The sequence below is a fragment of the Ruegeria sp. BG11 genome (genome assembly GCF_056538565.1).
Map to the genome: position 1 here is coordinate 16,422 of NZ_JBQFTH010000015.1, position 17,705 is coordinate 34,126.

At 53.5% G+C, this 17,705-nt stretch carries 19 protein-coding genes and 2 pseudogenes; 17 read left to right on the forward strand and 4 right to left on the reverse strand.

All coding sequences use genetic code 11. From position 1 onward, the window contains the following. Nucleotides 1-271 precede the first annotated feature (271 nt). From ACR0JF_RS20225 to ACR0JF_RS20235, 3 genes are all read left to right on the forward strand, one after another. Complete coding sequence (locus ACR0JF_RS20225; protein ID WP_170662697.1) at nucleotides 272-1,066, forward strand: SdiA-regulated domain-containing protein; 795 nt, start codon at nucleotides 272-274, stop codon at nucleotides 1,064-1,066. A 273-nt stretch (nucleotides 1,067-1,339) separates the two neighbouring features. After that, entirely contained in the window at nucleotides 1,340-2,119 is a 780-nt protein-coding gene (locus ACR0JF_RS20230) for a methyltransferase domain-containing protein (RefSeq protein WP_170662689.1), read from the forward strand. A 77-nt stretch (nucleotides 2,120-2,196) separates the two neighbouring features. Continuing rightward, nucleotides 2,197-3,084, forward strand: coding sequence for a sulfotransferase domain-containing protein (locus ACR0JF_RS20235; RefSeq protein ID WP_170747591.1), 888 nt, complete (start codon nucleotides 2,197-2,199; stop codon nucleotides 3,082-3,084). A gap of 132 nt (nucleotides 3,085-3,216) precedes the next feature. On the opposite strand, the gene ACR0JF_RS20240 is transcribed toward ACR0JF_RS20235, so the two are convergent. Together ACR0JF_RS20240 and ACR0JF_RS20245 are read right to left on the reverse strand one after the other, a co-directional pair. Then, the gene (locus ACR0JF_RS20240) at nucleotides 3,217-4,047 is read right to left on the reverse strand and encodes a class I SAM-dependent methyltransferase (protein WP_170662685.1); all 831 of its coding nucleotides are present in this window, start codon (nucleotides 4,045-4,047) and stop codon (nucleotides 3,217-3,219) included. A gap of 95 nt (nucleotides 4,048-4,142) precedes the next feature. Then, nucleotides 4,143-4,616: a cupin domain-containing protein gene (locus tag ACR0JF_RS20245; protein ID WP_480669756.1), complete on the reverse strand. Its 474-nt coding sequence runs from the start codon at nucleotides 4,614-4,616 to the stop codon at nucleotides 4,143-4,145. 87 nt (nucleotides 4,617-4,703) lie between these two features. On the opposite strand from ACR0JF_RS20245, the gene ACR0JF_RS20250 reads away from it, so the two are divergent. Further along, on the forward strand, nucleotides 4,704-5,285 hold the full coding sequence (locus ACR0JF_RS20250; RefSeq protein ID WP_170662683.1) for a TetR/AcrR family transcriptional regulator: 582 nt from the start codon (nucleotides 4,704-4,706) through the stop codon (nucleotides 5,283-5,285). Here the strand turns inward: ACR0JF_RS20250 and ACR0JF_RS20255 are convergent. Continuing rightward, nucleotides 5,264-5,557, reverse strand: a complete 294-nt coding sequence (locus ACR0JF_RS20255) for a hypothetical protein (protein WP_170662681.1) — start codon at nucleotides 5,555-5,557, stop codon at nucleotides 5,264-5,266. The genes ACR0JF_RS20250 and ACR0JF_RS20255 overlap by 22 nt on opposite strands. Between ACR0JF_RS20255 and ACR0JF_RS20260 the strand changes: the two are divergent. Next, nucleotides 5,462-6,125 (forward strand): annotated as a pseudogene (locus ACR0JF_RS20260) (IS6 family transposase). The gene ACR0JF_RS20255 and the pseudogene ACR0JF_RS20260 overlap by 96 nt on opposite strands. 125 nt (nucleotides 6,126-6,250) lie before the next feature. Here the strand turns inward: ACR0JF_RS20260 and ACR0JF_RS20265 are convergent. Next, complete coding sequence (locus ACR0JF_RS20265) at nucleotides 6,251-6,997, reverse strand: IclR family transcriptional regulator (protein ID WP_170662679.1); 747 nt, start codon at nucleotides 6,995-6,997, stop codon at nucleotides 6,251-6,253. A 216-nt stretch (nucleotides 6,998-7,213) separates the two neighbouring features. Here ACR0JF_RS20265 and ACR0JF_RS20270 point away from each other — a divergent pair, with 216 nt between their 5' ends. The 12 genes and pseudogenes from ACR0JF_RS20270 to ACR0JF_RS20325 all read left to right on the forward strand — a co-directional run bounded on the left by ACR0JF_RS20270 (nucleotide 7,214) and on the right by ACR0JF_RS20325 (nucleotide 17,642). Then, a complete protein-coding gene (locus ACR0JF_RS20270) occupies nucleotides 7,214-8,050 on the forward strand; it encodes a cyclase family protein (protein WP_155150267.1) in 837 nt (278 codons plus the stop codon). A 61-nt stretch (nucleotides 8,051-8,111) separates the two neighbouring features. Continuing rightward, the gene (locus tag ACR0JF_RS20275; RefSeq protein ID WP_170662677.1) at nucleotides 8,112-8,456 is read left to right on the forward strand and encodes a cupin domain-containing protein; all 345 of its coding nucleotides are present in this window, start codon (nucleotides 8,112-8,114) and stop codon (nucleotides 8,454-8,456) included. An 11-nt stretch (nucleotides 8,457-8,467) separates the two neighbouring features. After that, nucleotides 8,468-9,253 (forward strand): SDR family oxidoreductase, encoded by a 786-nt coding sequence (locus tag ACR0JF_RS20280; protein ID WP_170662675.1) that lies wholly within the window; start codon nucleotides 8,468-8,470, stop codon nucleotides 9,251-9,253. A gap of 3 nt (nucleotides 9,254-9,256) precedes the next feature. Then, on the forward strand, nucleotides 9,257-10,180 hold the full coding sequence (locus ACR0JF_RS20285; protein WP_170662673.1) for a 3-hydroxyacyl-CoA dehydrogenase NAD-binding domain-containing protein: 924 nt from the start codon (nucleotides 9,257-9,259) through the stop codon (nucleotides 10,178-10,180). 43 nt (nucleotides 10,181-10,223) lie between these two features. Further along, the gene (locus ACR0JF_RS20290) at nucleotides 10,224-11,504 is read left to right on the forward strand and encodes an ABC transporter substrate-binding protein (protein ID WP_170662671.1); all 1,281 of its coding nucleotides are present in this window, start codon (nucleotides 10,224-10,226) and stop codon (nucleotides 11,502-11,504) included. Between the two features lie 50 nt (nucleotides 11,505-11,554). Further along, nucleotides 11,555-12,283 carry an ABC transporter ATP-binding protein gene (locus ACR0JF_RS20295; protein WP_170662669.1) on the forward strand — a complete coding sequence of 243 codons (729 nt, stop codon included), beginning with the start codon at nucleotides 11,555-11,557 and terminating at the stop codon, nucleotides 12,281-12,283. Continuing rightward, on the forward strand, nucleotides 12,276-12,983 hold the full coding sequence (locus tag ACR0JF_RS20300; RefSeq protein WP_170662667.1) for a branched-chain amino acid ABC transporter ATP-binding protein: 708 nt from the start codon (nucleotides 12,276-12,278) through the stop codon (nucleotides 12,981-12,983). The genes ACR0JF_RS20295 and ACR0JF_RS20300 overlap by 8 nt, the downstream gene beginning before the upstream one ends. Nucleotide 12,984: 1 nt before the next feature. Continuing rightward, complete coding sequence (locus tag ACR0JF_RS20305) at nucleotides 12,985-13,848, forward strand: branched-chain amino acid ABC transporter permease (RefSeq protein ID WP_170662664.1); 864 nt, start codon at nucleotides 12,985-12,987, stop codon at nucleotides 13,846-13,848. Further along, a complete protein-coding gene (locus ACR0JF_RS20310; protein ID WP_170662663.1) occupies nucleotides 13,845-14,873 on the forward strand; it encodes a branched-chain amino acid ABC transporter permease in 1,029 nt (342 codons plus the stop codon). Before ACR0JF_RS20305 ends, ACR0JF_RS20310 begins: the two co-directional genes overlap by 4 nt. A gap of 4 nt (nucleotides 14,874-14,877) precedes the next feature. Beyond that, the gene (kce, locus tag ACR0JF_RS20315) at nucleotides 14,878-15,816 is read left to right on the forward strand and encodes a 3,5-dioxohexanoate:acetyl-CoA acetone transferase (RefSeq protein ID WP_170662661.1); all 939 of its coding nucleotides are present in this window, start codon (nucleotides 14,878-14,880) and stop codon (nucleotides 15,814-15,816) included. Between the two features lie 75 nt (nucleotides 15,817-15,891). Continuing rightward, nucleotides 15,892-16,836, forward strand: coding sequence for a YHYH protein (locus tag ACR0JF_RS20320; RefSeq protein ID WP_170662659.1), 945 nt, complete (start codon nucleotides 15,892-15,894; stop codon nucleotides 16,834-16,836). Between the two features lie 100 nt (nucleotides 16,837-16,936). After that, nucleotides 16,937-17,642, forward strand: a pseudogene (locus tag ACR0JF_RS20325) (IS6 family transposase). Nucleotides 17,643-17,705 lie beyond the last annotated feature (63 nt).

Below are 17,705 nucleotides of genomic sequence, written 5' to 3' on the forward strand. Positions count from 1 at the left end.
TCGCACGCCCATAAACTAATTCAACCCTATGAATTTACATTCGGTAAAGCCTTGCGGGATCAAACATCATACTTCCGCAAAATACTGTGTTAGGTTGGACAACATCGATTTTTGATCGAATATGAACCAGATCCACACAAGCGCAGATTTATCTCGAATGAACCAGTCAAATGACCGGCACAAACGAAGAGTAGCGAAGGTAATTTGCGCGAGCCTTGCTGTGGTCGCCAACACTTTGGCGTTAACCAGCCCAGTGAGAGCGCAGACTGATATGTTGGAACTTATTGCGTCTTACAAAGTGGCAGACAAATCAGAGGGCTTTTCTGAGCCATCCGGATTGTCGCTTTCCAGTGTTCATGGATTCTTGTGGGCAGTAAGCGATGAAGCATCGAAGCTGCACCTTCTGGGAGTAGATGGAGAGCTAAAGAATTCGTTCAAACTTCCAGAACATCTAGGTGCAGACTTGGAAGGTGTCGCTGGAAGAAATGATGGGTCTGTATTGCTGTTACAAGAAACTGACCGATCTATTGTAACGGTCCAACCTACGGACCCAATCAAAGTCAATTCTACTCCACTTTCTTCACTCAGGGGCTACGGCAAAGTTGCGGAAATGCTTGCTGAGAACCCTTTGAACAAGGGACCGGAAGGGATCACTGTAGATCAAGACTCTGGGCAAGTATTCGTAGTCATTGAGGGCCAGCCAAGGCTTCTGCTCGTCATTTCCTCGGAAATTGATGAAATTATTGGAGTAGTTCCATTAACGGCTGAAGCTGGTTTTGTTTCATCTCGTGCCGACGATGACGAATTAGACATCAGCGGGATCGCCTGGTCCGGCGAGACCAAGTCTTTATGGATACTCAGCGATGAAGGGCGCCGAATATTCGTTTTTGATCCTGAAGTTCTGACGGTCAAAACTATCGACTTAATTTACTCCAAAAAGGATGAAGTAAAGGAAGTGAAGAACCCTGAGGGGATAGCTTTGGATGAAAGTGGTGGCGTTCTATACATCTTGACCGATGATGGAAAAAAGTCACGCCTCTACGCATTTGTCTTACCGCAAGTTTGATTCCCGAAACAAACTCGCATTGGCTTGTCGCATTCAATTGTACAAAAAGGAAATGGCCACCTCTTCCCGCATCTCGGGAGTTGCGAATCCCAGTTTCGAATGTCCGGTTTGGGCTGAGTGCGGCCATACGCAACGATATTCCAGATGACAGCTTCGTCCGCAGCGCCGTCATTCAGGCCTGGTGCAGCTAAGGTCTGCTTTGAGCCCAAAGCAGACATTCATACACCGGTGTGATAATGCCTTGGTATTGGTCAGAGCGACTGAGAACATTTCATGCTTGAATTCGATGCGAAAACCACGCGGCTTCTCGATAGCGTGTACCAGGGCGCTGATGTGACTCGACGGCGTCATGGGTCCTTTGATGCCCTAAGGCCTGGTCCAGGTGAAACGATCCTTGACGTTGGCTGCGGCAACGGACTTTTGACCTTAGAGCTTGCCCGGGCGGTTGGAACCAGCGGTCGTATTATTGGCGTAGACCCAAGTGAAGACATGCTTCAGTCGGCTCAACAAAGGTGCCAAGGCCAAAGCTGTGTTGAGCTTGCTGCCGGTTCAGCAGACAGTCTACCGATTTCGTCCAGTACGATAGACAAGGCGGTTTCGGTACAGGTCTTTGAGTACTTGGAAGATATCCCTTCGGCTTTGTCTGAAATTCATCGCGTGCTCAAACCCGGTGGAATACTCGTCATCGGCGATATTCACTTTGACAGTCTGATTTGGCACAGCGACGCTCCGGACAGAATGGAGCGAATGGTCAAGGCTTGGGACCATCATTTCGCCGAACGCCGCGTTCCAGCCCTTTTGCCACCATTGCTGAGAGAGGCTGGCTTCTCGGTGGAAAGTGTCACGCCAATCACAATTTGTGATACGCAACTGAAGCCCGATGGGTTGGCGAATATGATGATTGTCTTGATGCGTGGATTTGCCGAAGCCAAGAACCTAGTTCCAGCCGAGGAGGCCACGAATTGGGCGGATGAGCAACGTTCGCTGGCGGACAGTGGGCGTTTTTTCTTTTCGCTAACCCACTTTGTTGTGACGGCACGAAAAGCGTTTTGAAGAAAGCGCAAGAAAGGTTGCTCAGCGACATAGAGGTCCGCATTGCAGACACTTTCCGCACGCAGGAGATTTCAGACATGAAGAACCGAAAGCTCTACCTTGGTCCCTTAACCGACAATAGGCGCGGGGATATGGTTCGCATCCGCCCCGATGATGTCTTCGTAGTGACACCTCCGAAATGCGGAACCACCTGGATGCAAACCATGGTATCTCTGTTGTTTTCTGGTGATCCCGAAGTTGAAACGGAGTTGTCCGTCAAAATGCCTTGGGTAGACATCCGAATCCGAGAGATGCCTGAAGTCGCTGAGCGGCTCGAAGCTATGAAGCATCGGCGCAGCATGAAAAGCCACACGCCCATGGATGGGCTACCTTTAGATGATCAAGCGCAGTACATTTGTGTGTTTCGTCATCCTTTGGATGCTCATTTCTCCTTTCGCAAACACGTGAAAAACATCCCAATGACTTGGTTTGACTCATGGTATCCCGAAAACGATGAAGAGGGTATCACGTTCCGCCGCTTTCTGGACGGTGGGGCGGAGGGATTCGATGGTGACGCCATGCCACTCGCACATATCCTCCGGCATTACAAAGCCGCTGCAGCAGTCTCCAACCGGCCGAACGTATCGCTTTTCCACTATGCGGATATGACTCGGGATTTGAGAGGCACGTTCTCCAGACTGGCTGACATGTTGGGCACGACCCATTCTGAAGCAGTCATGGATCAACTTGTTCAGGCTGCGACCTTCGACAATATGAAGGATAGAGCAGAGCGCTATGCTCCTTCAGGTGGTAAGGGGTTCTTTAAGTCGGACGCTGAGTTTTTCCACAGCGGCACGAGTGGCAAATGGCTCGGAAAACTGACGGACGACGAACTGGCAAACTACGACAACACAATGAATGCATATCTGAATCCTCAAGAACGAGAGTGGTTGGAGTATGGCTTTCGGGGAAAAGTCGATGCCTAGACATCTTTATCCGCCTTCTTTGCGCGCGTCCGCTTTGTCCGCGAAGCAGCCGTTATTAAGGGTTGCGGCGAACGGTTGCTCCGAGCCCAAAGCGGCCACTTCAAAAAGACACGAACTGCTCGAGGGCCGCTGCTAGCTATACAGCCGTGCGTGCAACTCAATTGGTGCGATCAAACCACTCTCAATGTTTTGCACCATGTGACGCACTTTCAGCGCGGTGTCATCGCCCATGATGAGATGTAGCCCGAGTGGCGGGGGACCGTCGGCCTGACTTATTGCGGCAGCAAGATCAGCGAAGAACTGTTTAGCAAACGCTGTACGGTCAATGCGTTCCCCAACTTCAAACCCCACCGATTTCAAGGCCGCTTCATAGGTTTCGGGCGGGTCCAACGCGCTTAGTTCACGAGATGATGCCCACGGCGCCGGGTAATCCATTTGTCCGCTTCCGACCTGGATCACATCGTAGATCGCAAAGATGCCGCCAGGCTTGAGAACCCGCGCTGCTTCTCGCGCGATCCCAGTTTTATCGGCGATATTCATGCCGACGTGGATCATGTAGGCCGCGTCGATTGATGCGTCCTCAAAAGGCAATTCGAGCACGCTGCCTACAACCAATTCAATCTTGTCATTCAATCCCGTCCACTCGGTCAAAGCGCGCCCGGTTTCTACAAATTCGGGCGTCAGGTCGATGCCGGTGACATGAGCTCCTGTCGTTGCCGCGACAAAGCGGGCTGGGCCTCCCAGACCACAGCCAAGGTCCAGGACGCGACTACCCTTGGAAAGCTGTAACGACTTAACAAACGGTTCGGTTGCACGACGGCCACCAATATGAAATTCGTCCACCGGAGCGAGTGCGTCGTGCGCAATCGGTGGTGTCATATCCAGTGCAGCGCAGCCGTCAGAGATGCGTTTAAGCAGATGTCCTGAATGATAGTGTTGGGCGACCTCTTGCAGGTTTGTCATGACATAGCCTCCCCAATGGTGATGATGGCAGGATATATCAGCAGGGATAATATGTCAGCTTACCGCCCAGACTTGAGCGCGTTGCTTAGGTTGCTTCAAGCAGGTGCGTCTTCAGGGGCCAGGATCGTCATGCCGGCCTTTTCCGCCACCGCCATGATGGCCGGAATGTCGGGTGGCCCATCGGGAGCAGGAATGTCTGTGGTGCCGTCAGGCATTGCTTCACCCGCTTCAGTGAAGAATGTATCGTGCATTTCTCCTGGAGCATTGATGCACAATAGGCGACCTGGGCTTTGCCCAACACAAGTAAACGCATGCACGGCGCCGTCCGGGACTTTCACGAAATCACCGATGCTTACATTTTTTGTTTCGCCGTTCAGGAAAAATTCAAACTCACCTTCTAACACATAGAAGCTTTCATCTTCGCCAGCGTGATGGTTGGGTGGCGCGCCTGCACCTGGGGCGGTCTTGATCTCGACGATGGTGCAGCGATTTCCGGTTTCAGCAGGAAACGCGTGGAATGTCAGAAGATTACCGAGAAGGTGATATTTGCGTGGGCGAGACTCTGTCATTTCAACGGCTCCCTTTACTTCGATGAATGTGCCTATATGATACACAAATCTCTTCATGAGACAAGTGTATCATTAAGGACTCGCGATTTGGCTCCTCGAACCAATCAAAAAAACAGAACAAGAGAGGCATTGCTGACGGCGGCACGTGAGCTCATGTCCGAAGGAGAAAACGTGACCCTTGCTAAAGTCGCAGAGCGAGCGAGAATTGGCCGCGCGACGGTATATCGGTACTTCTCCGACCCCGGTGTTTTGGCCTTGGACGCAACCCTCGACGTAGAGGTGACTCCAACTGCTGTGCTGCTGGAAGGCCTTGAGGATGTACGAAGCCGTGTGCATGCTGTGGCGCGCTACTATCTGGATTTCTCGCGCGAACATGAGGCGTACTTCCGTCAGTTTTTGGCTGAGTCTCTAAAGGCATCACTTCAGGACAGTACTGTCAAAATGCGCGGTGCCAGAAGGGTGACAGCATTTGGCGAGGCCCTTTCACCCGTTCGTGGCTCCATGAAACAGAGCGATTACGATGACCTGACTCTTCGTTTGGCAATGACAACAGGCATGGAACAGTTTGTAGTATTGGAAGACATACTGCGAATAGACCAGCAGAAAGGGTACCGGTTGCAAGAAGGTCTGGTGGACGCTCTGCTTGATCAATACCTGCCGAAAGCGTGAAACGAACCAGCAAAGCAATCTTGGCTATACGGACGCTTTTTTGCACTTCCGGCATCAATGCAAGATTCAGCAATGGTCTTGTCAGGAGAACTCGACTTGAGGCGGGCAGGACGGTTGTATAGCTTTTGCCCATGACCTGACCTGCCTCTTTCAAATACTATGAAAGCAGTCCCGAGATTATCCGTCTTGCGGTGATGTTGTACATCCGCTTCCCGCTCTCGCTTCGGATTGTTGAAGACCTTCTGCACGAACGCAGGATCGGCCTGAGCCACGAGACTGTCCGATATTGGTCGAACCGTTTTTGGTCCAATGTTTGCGTCAAAGATCCGAAGAAAGCGTGTTCAGCAATTGTGAGCATACTCGAAATGGAAGTGGCATTTGGATGAGGCGTTTGTGAAGATCAATGCAAGGCGGCATTCTCTTTGGCAAGCTGTGGATTACGAAGGCGAGGTGCTGGAAGCCGTTGTCACCAAACGCCGAAACAAGCAGGCCGCGTTGAAATTCCTCAAGAAATTGATGAAGCGACACGGCAAAGCGGAAAACGTCATCACGGATCGCTTCGCCTCATACAGAGCCGCGCTCAGAGAGCTGGGCGCGCTCGAAAAACAACAGAAGGGAAGGTGGCTCAACAACCGCGTCGAGAACTCGCACCTGCCGTTTCGACGACGCAAACGCGCGATGCAGCGTTTCAGGCGCATGCGAAGTCTACAGAAATTGGCCGCCGTCCATTCCTCCGTCTAAAACCACTTCAACCAGGAAAGATCGTGCACCAGCAGAGACAACCTCAAGTTGACTCGCGCCGCCGCTCTCGCCGAGTGGCGTCAATTTTGTTCCGGATAGGTTCGCGATTTCCGCGGCAAACAAAGACTGGTTCGAATTCGTCTGACAGCACGTTCGCGTATATTGCAGACACAAAAGCTTTACCCGTCGCGAGCCTCAATCGAGCCGCAGGCGTTTTCATGTATTCATTGGAAGGTTTGATGAATACTTGAGGATGTTTCCAGCAGAGCTCTTTCGATGTTTTCTTTTTGTCGCGCAAATCGCGTCGTTGGCACTGGAATTGAGATTGCGTGCAGGTCTCCGACCCAGTCGACGAACGAAAACCCGATCGCCGACACGCCGGCGGAATGCTCGTCCAAATCATAGGCAAGGCCCTGTTCGCGGACCGTATTCAGTTCGGAAAGGAACTCATCCAAATTCCTTTGTTTACCATTCCGTTCCCATTCGTTTTGAATGAGCTTTGTCGCATCTTCTTCATCGAGTTGAGCGAGACAAGCTTTCCCATTTGCAGTGGTGGTCAGTGGAAAAACCTCGCCCACTTGCGAAACGGTCGTCAATCGATAGACACCTGGGACCTGATCTAAGAAAACCATGCCGATACCGCGCATGACGGCGAGGTCTGTGGTTTCCCCGGTTTTTTGGGTCAGTTCTGTCAAAAGCAGCCGGCAGTGTTCGACGATGCTGTACCGCGCGGCACCCGCGAGAGCGCTTAGTTCGGGGCCGAGCCTCAAGCCACCCCCATTTACATCTGCTATGACAAGTTTTTCTTCAGCAAGTGCACTTGTGATTCTCTGTACCGTAGAGCGGGGCAGGTCAACACGCTCGGCGATTTTCCCCAAGCTCATTCCGGATTGGTTTTCTTTTAGAACACGCAAAATAGAGGCTGCTCTGGAAATGACCTGAATGCCACCTTTATCCGGTTTTTCAGTCATTTAACCTACCCCATTCTGTCTTGGCATCGTAGCTTCGGATGCCTGGCGATTTTTTAGTGTTGTATCACAATGCGGTGCAAGTCAACCGTATAGTGAGTTTTAAGTTGACCGTAATGCGGTGCGTGTGCATCATCATGCGGGACAGGTGGGGAGGCCACCCAGACAACTGAAAAGCGAACACCGCCGCGTTGCCGGCGAACAAAGGAGATATGCCCAATGGTCGAAATCCGCGGCATTGAGTTTCAGGCAAACACCGACAATGACATGGGGCTTGAGTTTTATAATCTGAGCCACAGATACGGGTTTCAGTGCCCCAACTGGCCGTATTTCAAGGACGTCCAGATCGACCGAAAGCACTATATGGCCAAGTCTGGCGTGTTGTCTCAGACGATTACCACGACGATGCACGTGACTACGCATATTGATGCGCCAGCGCATGTAGTTCAGGGAACGCCGTTCATCGACGAGGTTCCGCTCCCCCATTTTTTCGGCTCGGGCCTGGTGGTTTCCGTGCCCAAAAAGAAATGGGAGCAAATCACAGGAGATGATCTGGAAAAGGCCTGTGGTCATGCAATCCGCAAAGGCGATGTACTGATCATCAACACAGGCTGGCACAAGCAGTATGAAGACGGCGACTATTTCGCTTACTGCCCGGGTCTCGTTCCTTCCGCTGCTGAGTGGATGATCGAGAAAGGTGTGAAAGTTGTTGGCCACGATACCCAGGCGAACGATCACCCACTGGCAACTGCCATTGGTCCGCAGCGAAACGGCCCGATCATGCCACACCTCGAAAAAGAGTATCTTGAATGGTCAGGCGGCACCCCGTGGGAGGTTGACTTCCCCGAGTGGGAGCCGGTGCACAACATGCTGTTCTCAAAAGGTATACTGGGCATTGAAAACGTTGGTGGTGATCTGGATGCGGTGACCGGCAAGCGCTGCACCTTTGCGTTCTTCCCGTGGAATTGGGACCGAGGCGATGGCTGCATTATCCGACTGGTGGCGATGATAGACAAGAACCAGTCCTACCGCATCGAGGCTGGTGAAGATTTCTGAACACTCACGGACCGGTCGCCGGTTCGCCGGTGGCCGCCAATAACCTTGAGCGGAGACGGACATGCATCTGAAGCGTTTTCAAGACGCACAACCCTACGAAGCACCGAACCATTTTGGGTGTCATGGGCTGCGCTTACAAGGGTTTGAGGAAGGCGGGCCGACAAATCAGTGGATTGGCTTCAGCCAGTTCCTACCGGGCGGTGGTGCCGGGCCGGACTCCACACCCTTTGAGAAAGTCTACGTCGTCCTGGAGGGCGAGATGACCGTCATCGTTGACGGCACCGAAATCATTCTTGGGCCGATGGATAGTTGCACGATCGCACCGGGCGAAGTGCGCAAAATTGAAAACTGCGCCAACCACACCTGCAAAATGCTGGTGGTCATTCCGTATCCGCCAGAAAGCTGAGGACGAAAAGAATGTCTGATCCACTCAAGATGTTTGACGTAAAAGACAACGTCGCGCTGATCACCGGAGCATCCGGCGCGTTTGGCATGGTCGCTGCGCGCGTCTTGGCCGGAGCTGGGTGCAATCTGGTTCTGGCTGCGGGCAATCAGGACGCGCTCAACGAGATCGCCAAAGAGTGCAAGTCGCTTGGTGCGACCGTCGTTGCGGTGAATACGCGTCCGTCCGACGAGGCATCCTGCAGTGCGCTGGTAGAAGAAGCAGTCAATAATTTTGGTAGGCTCGATATTCTCGTTGTCGCGTCCGGTATGAACAAAGTTGCGCCGATCAACGAAATGGCGCCAGAGACCTTCGATGCAGTGATGGACGCCAATGTGAACCAAAGCTGGCTGTTGGCACGCGCGGCGGCGGCGCACATGAAGCAAAGCGAATACGGCAAGATCATTTTCGTCAGTTCCGCGCGCAGCATCCTGGGTCACCCAGCTGGCTACACGGCGTATTGCGCGTCAAAGGCTGCTGTGAATGGGATAACCAAAGCCTTAGGATGTGAGCTAGGTCCAACAGGGATCACCGTCAACGCGATCGCGCCAACGGTATTCCGCTCGCCTTTGACGGCTTGGATGTTTGAAGACACCGACGATGCGAAGGCAGTACGCGATGGCTTCCTGACCCGTGTTCCCAAAGGACGACTTGGTGAGCCTGAAGACCTTGCGGGCCCGCTTTTGTTTCTCGCGTCGCGGGCATCTGATTTTTACACCGGGCATATCCTTCATGCCGACGGCGGATACACGGCGGGTTAAAGAATGGTGCGTAAAAAGCAGCAGATAGCGGTAATCGGCGCGGGTCTCATGGGGCACGGTATCGCCCTGACCTTAGCAAAAGCAGGTCAATATGTCGCCATCACAGATCCCGTTGAAGAGGCGCGCGCTACCGTGCCTGACCGCATTCGTGCCAGCATGGCTGCGATGGGGGACGACGAGGTCACAATCACGAAAACCCTCAAGATGATTGAGATCTTTGCGACGACGGAAGGTGCGGTTCAAAGTGCCGACGCTGTGTTCGAAGCGGCACCGGAAAAGCTGGAGCTCAAGCAAGCGATTTTTGCTGAGATCGAGGCGCACGCACCAGAGACCTGCATACTCGCATCAAATACCTCTGTTATGCCGATTACTCAGATCATGTCCGGTTTGCGGCTGAGAAACCGCTCGTTGGGGACGCATTGGTGGAACCCGCCGCATATGATCCCGCTAGTTGAAGTTATCAAGACGGAATGGACAGATCCCAAGATCGCGCAAACCATGTTCGATCTGCTGAAGGACGCAGAAAAAACTCCGGTGATGGTCGAGAAGGACGTGCCCGGTTTTATCGGCAATCGCCTTCAGCATGCGCTGTGGCGCGAAGCGGTCAGTCTGGTGGAAAACGGTATTTGCGATGCGGAAGCCGTTGATACCGTTATCAAGTCCAGCTTTGGGCGGCGATTGGCGGTCCTTGGCCCGTTGGAAAACGCAGATCTGGTTGGTACTGACCTGACACTCGATATCCACGAAAACGTACTACACGATCTTGAGGCGGATAAAGGCCCTTCATCCTACCTCAAGTCGCTTGTCGATGCGGGCAAGCTGGGCATGAAATCAGGCGAAGGTTTCAGGAAATGGGCCGAGGGCGAAGCAGATCAGGTTCGCCGACGTGTCGCGAAACATCTGAAAAATCTCGAGAAGACTTTGTAAGATCAATCAAACACTGGCGGGAGGCCGGTGAAGGGAGGACGCAATGACAAAGACTTTTAAGACGGCCACAAGGCGCGGTTTTATTGCCGGGGCTACGGCGGCAATCGCTACTCCGGCCATCCTCCGGGCAACGCGCGCGTACGCCGCAAACCCGACTCTAAGGGTTGGCAACGTCAGCCCACGTACCGGTCCATTGGCCGGTTTCGCTGAGGCCGACGAGTATGTGCTTCAAGCCATACAGCAGGTCTTTTCGGCCGGGTTGGACAACAATGGAAAGACTTGGAACGTCGAGATCATCTCAAAAGACAGCCAATCCAACCCCAACCGCGCAGCCGAGGTCGCCGCTGACCTGATCTTGGGCGATGAGGTCGATATCATCGTGGCGGCTTCAACGCCGGACACGGTGAACCCTGTTGCTGATCAGGCAGAGATCAACGAAGTTCCCTGCATCACGACTGATTGCCCTTGGCAGCCCTATTTCTTTGGCCGCAATGGTGTTCCGGGTGAGGGTTTCGAAACGACCTATCACTTCTTCTGGGGTTTGGAAGACGTGATCGCAGCGTTCCTTGATATGTGGGATAAAACGGGTGTCACAAAAACCGTCGGCGGTCTGTTCCCCAACGATGCTGATGGCAATGCATGGGGCGATGCGGAACTTGGTCTACCAAAACCGCTGGCCGCCGCTGGATATACGCTGACAGATCCCGGTCGCTATCAGCCTCTGTCCGACGATTTCTCAAATCAAATCGCAGCGTTCAAAGCAGCTGGTTGCGAAATCGTCACTGGCAACATGATTCCACCCGATTTCGCTACGTTCTGGAGCCAAGCCGCACAGCAAGGGTTCAACCCAAAGGTCGTGACCATTGGCAAGGCACTTCTGTTCCCATCGGTCATTGAATCGCTGGGAGACCGTGGTGAGGGATTGTCGACCGAGGTCTGGTGGTCCCCGCATCATCCGTTCTCGTCCTCACTCACCGGCATTTCCTCGAAAGACCTTGCCGAAGGTTATACAGCAGAGTCGGGTCGACCTTGGACGCAACCGCTCGGCTTTAAGCACGCGCTGTTCGAGGTCGTTGCGGATGTCATCAAACGGGCGGATGATCTGGAAGACCCGTCTTCGATCATTTCCGCAATCACGTCCACCAACCTGAACACAATTGTCGGGCCCGTGAACTGGGGTGATGGGCCGATGAACAACGTCACCAAAACTCCGCTGGTCGGTGGCCAGTGGCAGAAATCCGGAGACGCCTATGAGCTGCAGATTGTTGCAAACAGCACCGCGCCCGAAGTTCCGGTAACGGCAGACATGAAACTGCTGGGCTGACCAGACATTCGGCGCCAATCTTGGCGCCGAAACCTCCATCCGAGAGAAACATGACGACAATCTTGAGACTCCAAGACCTGAGCAAGGCATTTGGCGCGGTCACTGTCGCCGATGCCATGAGCTATGAGGTCCAGCAAGGCGAGGCACTCGGGGTAATAGGCCCCAACGGCGCTGGCAAAACCTCGATGTTCAACTTGATCACTGGGACGCTCAAATCCAATTCCGGGGTGATAGAATTCAGTGGGCAGAACGTCACCAAATGGAGCGCGGCAAAGCGCAGCCATGCAGGTATCGCGCGTTCTTTTCAGGTCCCGCAACCGTTTTCCGGCATGACTGTTTTCGAAAACGCGATGATCGCCGCCACGCAATCAGCTGGCATGCATGGACACCAGGCCGAAGACTTTTGTCTGGAGGTTCTGGACCAAACAGAACTGCTACCCAAGGCAAACGTTCTTGCCGGTAGCCTGACTTTGCTGGAGCGCAAACGCCTGGAACTAACACGTGCGCTTTGCGCCAAGCCCAAACTGCTGTTGCTGGATGAGATTGCAGGTGGTTTGACCGAAGCCGAGTGCAAGTCACTGGTCCAGACCATCAAAGACATCCACGCCTCTGGCGTCACCATCATCTGGATCGAACATGTTGTGCACGCCCTGCTGGCAGTCGTGGATCGTCTGATCGTCATAGACTTCGGAAAGAAGATCGCCGAGGGCGAGCCGCAGGCAATCATGGAAAGCGCGGAAGTCAAAGAGATCTATCTGGGGATCGAAGCCGATGCCTGATCCTATTCTTCAGACACGCGGTTTGAACTCCTACTACGGCGATTTCCAAGCGCTTTATGATGTCGAATTGGACGTCGGCGAGGGAGAAGTTCTGGCCATCATTGGTGCAAACGGCGCAGGCAAGACGACCCTGATGCGGTCAATCACCGGGTTGCTGACGAACGGAGCGGATCAGATTCACTACCGAGGTAATGATATCAGCCGGCTTCGCGCAGACGAGGTTGCAGAACTTGGCCTCGCCATGGTTCCGGAAGGTCGTCAGTTATTCCCATCGTTGTCAGTCAAAGAAAACCTGATGATCGGGGCCCAAGTTGGTCGCTCAGGCCCTTGGGATCTCAAAACTGTCTATGATCTGTTTCCGATCCTTGAGGAGCGCAAAGATCAGGCCTCTACATCGCTGTCGGGCGGTCAGCAACAGATGGTCGCCATTGGGCGTGCCCTGATGTCCAATCCAGATCTCATCCTGTTCGACGAAATTAGCCTTGGGCTGGCACCGATCATCATCAAAGACATCTACGAAGCACTGCCCGGCATCATCGGCGAGGGCATGAGCGCGATCATCGTCGAACAGGACATCACCAAGGCACTGTCGGTCTCGAGCCGGGTCTACTGCCTGCAGGAGGGGCGCGTATCGCTGGAAAGCGCGTCTGACACCGTTTCGCGCGAAGAGATTTCGCGCGCGTATTTCGGGATCGAATAATATGGAATGGCTGAACGCTATCGTGCAGGGAACTTTGCTGGGTGGGCTATACGCGTTGTTTGCCGCAGGTCTGTCGTTGATTTTTGGGGTCATGCGGCTTGTCAATATTGCCCATGGCGATCTGATTGTATTGGCGGCATATCTCGGGCTGACCGTGACGACCGCGACCGGGATGCATCCGATGACCGCATTGGTGATCGTTGTTCCCGCTATGGCGTTGATCGGGTATGTCCTTCAACGCGGCCTGCTGAACCAAACTCTGGGCGATGATATTCTTCCACCACTGCTTGTAACCTTTGGGCTGAGTGTAATTATTCAAAACGGGTTGTTGGAGGTCTACACGGCTGACCCCCAAACACTGAATGCCGGAGCGCTGGAAACAGCCAGCGTTGCAGTAGGCGGTGTGACCCTTGGGATCTTACCGCTACTGACCTTCGGGATCGCCATCGCTGTGATCTGGGGGCTGCAATGGACCTTTTATCACACCGCACTTGGTCGAGCATTTCGGGCGGTTTCCGACAATCAAGACATCGCCCAGCTTATGGGCCTCAATCGCCGGCACATCTTTGGTCTGGCCATGGCGCTGGCCCTCGGCGTTACAGCAATCGCCGGCATCTTGCTTGGCATTCGGACAAGCTTTGATCCTTCCATCGGTGGCGGTCGCCTGATCTTTGGCTTTGAGGCTGTCATTATCGGCGGGCTCGGCAACCTTTGGGGCACTCTCATTGGCGGCGTTATCCTTGGCGTCGCGCAGACCATTGGAGCCAAGATTGATCCGGGCTGGCAAGTGCTGGCCGGCCATATCGCTTTCCTTGTCATTCTTGCCGTTCGTCCGAATGGCCTCTTCCCGAGGGTTTCTGGATGAATCTGCAAGGCTATTCCGTATCTCGATCATCAAAAGCAGCCCGTGTTGCTGCGATTCTAACCGCAATTGCTCTGCTTGTTCTGATTGCAGCGCCCTGGTGGGCAGGCCGCGCCGACATGCGCTTGATGGGAGAGCTGTTTCTCTACCTGTCCCTTGCCACCCTTTGGAACCTCATGGCGGGCTACGCCGGCCTCGTCTCGGTTGGCCAGCAGGCCTATGTGGGCTTCGGCGGCTATATGCTCTTTGCGCTTACCATGCTTGGTGGTTTGCACCCGCTGGTTGCCATCGCAGCCGCAGGTGCGTTGGGGGCTTTGATCTCGATCCCGGTTGCTGTTCTGATCTTCAGGCTTCGGGGCGCATATTTTGCCATTGGCACCTGGGTTATCGCAGAAGTCTTTCGGTTGAGTTTCGCGCAAATCTCAGCGCTTGGCGGGGGATCAGGATCTTCACTACCCGTCGCCATCGTTAAATCACTGGCCTCCGGGCGCGCGATGCGAGAAGCGCTCAGTTATTGGCTGGCGCTCGGGGCCGCTGTCCTGGTGGTGACGGCCGTGTATCTCTTCCTGCGCTCTCGCCAAGGTTTGGCGTTGACGGCAATTCGCGACAACGAATTGGCTGCAAGTAGCCTCGGCATCGATATCTGGCGAACGAAGTTCATTGTGTACGTCGTAACGTCGGCATTCACGGCAATGATCGGCGCTCTTATTTTCCTTCAAAAGCTGCGCATATCACCGGATGCGGCGTTCAGCGTCAATGACTGGACTGCCTTTGTCATCTTCATCGTCGTAATCGGCGGCATCGGCACCATCGAAGGTCCGATTATCGGTACGCTCGTCTTCTTCGCGCTGCGCGAAACGCTGGCCGACCTCGGAACAACTTACCTTATTGTTCTGGGCGTCGTTGCGATTGTCGTCATGCTCAAGGCGCCAAAAGGCATCTGGGGCGTGATCCGCAGCCGCTATGATCTGCAACTTTTCCCGCTGGGCTATCGCGTCAAGCACACCGGACAATCCAAGGAAAACTGAACCAATGGCCCGTCAGAAAAAAACCATCATTACATGTGCTGTAACAGGAGCAATCCACACGCCAACCATGTCGGATGCACTTCCTTACTCCTATGATGACATCGCGCGGCAGGCGATCGAGGCCGCCGAGGCCGGAGCGTCGATCCTACACCTGCATGCGCGAAACCCCAAGGACGGGTCGCCATCCGTCGACCCAAATGACTTTGCGCCATTTCTGCCCCGCATAAAACAGGCGACCGATGCCGTTGTGAACCTATCGACTGGAGGATCGTTGACACTATCCATTCAAGACCGGATCACCCCGGCCAAGACTTTCAGCTCCGAGATGTGCTCGATGAATATGGGTTCGATGAACTTCTCGTTTCACCCATTGGCCAACCGGTATGGCGATGATGATTGGAATTTTGATTGGGAGAAAGACTATGTCGCGAACTCCGATCAGAACATCTTTCGCAATACGTTCCGGGACATACGCGAAGCGGCAGAAACGCTCGCGCCGCATGACATCAAATTCGAACATGAATGCTACGATGTCGGCCACTTGTATAACTTAAAATTCTGCATGGATATTGGGTTGTTCAAAGCACCTGTTTTCATTCAGTTCATCTTTGGAATCCTCGGTGGTATCGGGCCTGAGGTCGACAACCTGATCTTCATGAAACGCACAGCAGATCGCCTGTTTGGTGATGACTACCGCTGGTCCGTTCTCGGAGCCGGCGGTGCGCAGATGTCGCTTGCTACCACTGCAAGTCAGATGGGCGGCAATCTTCGCGTTGGCCTAGAAGACAGCTTGTTCATCTCACGTGGAAAGCTGGCCGAAAGCAACGCTCAGCAGGTCGCCAAAATTCGACGCATCGTAGAAGATCTAGGCAGTCAGGTGGCGACGCCTGATGAAGCCAGGGAAATTCTGGGTTTGAAGGGTGGTGATCGCGTAGCCTTCTGACGATTGGACGCTTGGCCTAACCTCTCATCGAGTGACTTTTTTATGGAATTCCGAAAACCTTTAGGAGATCGAACCATGCGATTGGTATATTTGGCAATCAGCGCGCTTTTCGTGGGTTTTGTTACCGTTCAGGCTAATGCGCAAAACGAAGCCCAGGACATCACCAACCTTTTGCTCAGCAACCGATCTGGAGACTGCGCGGATTATGCAGGAGTGTATTCCGCTTCAGTGGAGGATGTAACGCGCCAACAACGGTTTAACTCCGAAATCGAAATCTCGGCAGAAAGCCAGCACTGCACCCTCAAGACCAATGGCATTCCTAACCATGATTTCAATGGGCCTACAGCCAACTTCGCTAACAATGTACGCGAATTGCCTGGCACTTTTCGGATTCCCAGAAATCCGGAGAAGGCCCGCAACCAAACCGCGCTGTCGCAACGGAGTTATGATGCCATTTTATTGAATGGCGTGCCGGTCGATTTGCTTTCGGCTGGGTGTTATCGTCCGAGCGGCCCGCGAGCAGACAAGAACGGCAATGTATTGGCGGGGTGTCGAGATACTGATCCATGGTTACTAGATCCGCCGTCCTACGATCAGTATTTTGGTGTAGATCTGCACAATGCCCATGCCCAGCCCGATGGCAGGTATCATTACCATTCCAATCCAAATGCTCTGTTTTTGGATCACGACCTTGATAAGCCGTCACCAGCTATTGGCTTCGCCGCTGACGGCTTTCCGATTTACGGGACTATATTCAAAGACAGGGATGGTACGATAAGACCTGCGATTTCCGGCTACCAACTCAAAACTACGCCTCGGCCTGCGCCGCCTAACGGGCCGGGTGGTACTCCGGACGGGACATATATCGAAGACTACGAGTTCACTGGGGCTGGCGATCTAGATAAGTGCAATGGCATGACTGTGGATGGCCAGTACGGATACTATGTCACGACAAGCTACCCGTGGGTACTGAACTGTCTGGTAGGAGAACCTGATCGCTCATTCGAAAAAAGGCGGTAGATTAGATCGGGTCTTAGGTTTGTCCAACTGCGGTTTGTCCAACGGTCTTGTCAGAAGAACTTTGCTCGAGCGGGGCAAGGTGGTTGAGTAGCTTTTTCCGATGACCAGATCTGCCTTTTTCAAATACTTTAAAATAGTCCCGAAATCATTCGCCTTGCTGTGATGCTGTACATCCGTTTCCCGCTCTCGCTTCGGAATGTCGAAGATCTGTTGCACGAGGGAGGCATCGATGTGAGCCCGAAACTGTCCGAAATTGGTGGAACAGGTTTGGCCCGAAGTTTGCTGCTGAGATCAGACGGAAGCGGGTGCAACAACTGCGCGTATTCTCGAAATGGAAGTGGCACCTGGATGAGGTTTTCTTGAAGGTGAATGGCAATCGGCATTTTCTTTCGCGGGCTGTTGGCTATGAAGGCAAGGGGCTGCAAACCGTTGTCACCAAACGCCGAAACAAGCAGTCGGTATTGAAATTCTTAAAGAAATTGATGAAACGCCCTGGCAGTTCAAAAGAGATCGTAACGGATCGCTTCGCGTCGTATCGGGCCGCTCTCAGAGAACTAGGCGCTACCGAAGAACAGCAGACGGGCAGGTGGTTCAACAACCGCGTCGAGAACTCGCACCTTCTTTTCCGACGTCGCGGACGCGCGATGCAGCGTTTCAGGCGCATGCGAAGTCTACAGAAATTCGCCTCTGTCCATTCCTCCTTGTGCAACCAATTCAACCAGGAAAGATCGCTAGCCAGCCGAGACACCTTCAAGCTGACCCGCTCCGCCACTCTTAGCTTGTGGCGTCAACTTTGTTCCAGATAGGTTCGCTGTTTCCTAGGCACACTGAAACTGGTTCGAATTCGTCTGACGGCACCCAGATCTGTA

Excerpts from the sequence above, each read along its gene's own strand:
- ACR0JF_RS20225 (WP_170662697.1), top strand. The coding sequence starts at position 272 with ATGTTGGAACTTATTGCGTCTTACAAAGTGGCAGACAAATCAGAGGGC.
- ACR0JF_RS20230 (WP_170662689.1), top strand. The coding sequence starts at position 1,340 with ATGCTTGAATTCGATGCGAAAACCACGCGGCTTCTCGATAGCGTGTAC.
- ACR0JF_RS20235 (WP_170747591.1), top strand. The coding sequence starts at position 2,197 with ATGAAGAACCGAAAGCTCTACCTTGGTCCCTTAACCGACAATAGGCGC.
- ACR0JF_RS20240 (WP_170662685.1), bottom strand. The coding sequence starts at position 4,047 with ATGACAAACCTGCAAGAGGTCGCCCAACACTATCATTCAGGACATCTG.
- ACR0JF_RS20245 (WP_480669756.1), bottom strand. The coding sequence starts at position 4,616 with ATGACAGAGTCTCGCCCACGCAAATATCACCTTCTCGGTAATCTTCTG.
- ACR0JF_RS20265 (WP_170662679.1), bottom strand. The coding sequence starts at position 6,997 with ATGACTGAAAAACCGGATAAAGGTGGCATTCAGGTCATTTCCAGAGCA.
- ACR0JF_RS20270 (WP_155150267.1), top strand. The coding sequence starts at position 7,214 with ATGGTCGAAATCCGCGGCATTGAGTTTCAGGCAAACACCGACAATGAC.
- ACR0JF_RS20275 (WP_170662677.1), top strand. The coding sequence starts at position 8,112 with ATGCATCTGAAGCGTTTTCAAGACGCACAACCCTACGAAGCACCGAAC.
- ACR0JF_RS20280 (WP_170662675.1), top strand. The coding sequence starts at position 8,468 with ATGTCTGATCCACTCAAGATGTTTGACGTAAAAGACAACGTCGCGCTG.
- ACR0JF_RS20285 (WP_170662673.1), top strand. The coding sequence starts at position 9,257 with ATGGTGCGTAAAAAGCAGCAGATAGCGGTAATCGGCGCGGGTCTCATG.
- ACR0JF_RS20290 (WP_170662671.1), top strand. The coding sequence starts at position 10,224 with ATGACAAAGACTTTTAAGACGGCCACAAGGCGCGGTTTTATTGCCGGG.
- ACR0JF_RS20295 (WP_170662669.1), top strand. The coding sequence starts at position 11,555 with ATGACGACAATCTTGAGACTCCAAGACCTGAGCAAGGCATTTGGCGCG.
- ACR0JF_RS20300 (WP_170662667.1), top strand. The coding sequence starts at position 12,276 with ATGCCTGATCCTATTCTTCAGACACGCGGTTTGAACTCCTACTACGGC.
- ACR0JF_RS20305 (WP_170662664.1), top strand. The coding sequence starts at position 12,985 with ATGGAATGGCTGAACGCTATCGTGCAGGGAACTTTGCTGGGTGGGCTA.
- ACR0JF_RS20310 (WP_170662663.1), top strand. The coding sequence starts at position 13,845 with ATGAATCTGCAAGGCTATTCCGTATCTCGATCATCAAAAGCAGCCCGT.
- kce (WP_170662661.1), top strand. The coding sequence starts at position 14,878 with ATGGCCCGTCAGAAAAAAACCATCATTACATGTGCTGTAACAGGAGCA.
- ACR0JF_RS20320 (WP_170662659.1), top strand. The coding sequence starts at position 15,892 with ATGCGATTGGTATATTTGGCAATCAGCGCGCTTTTCGTGGGTTTTGTT.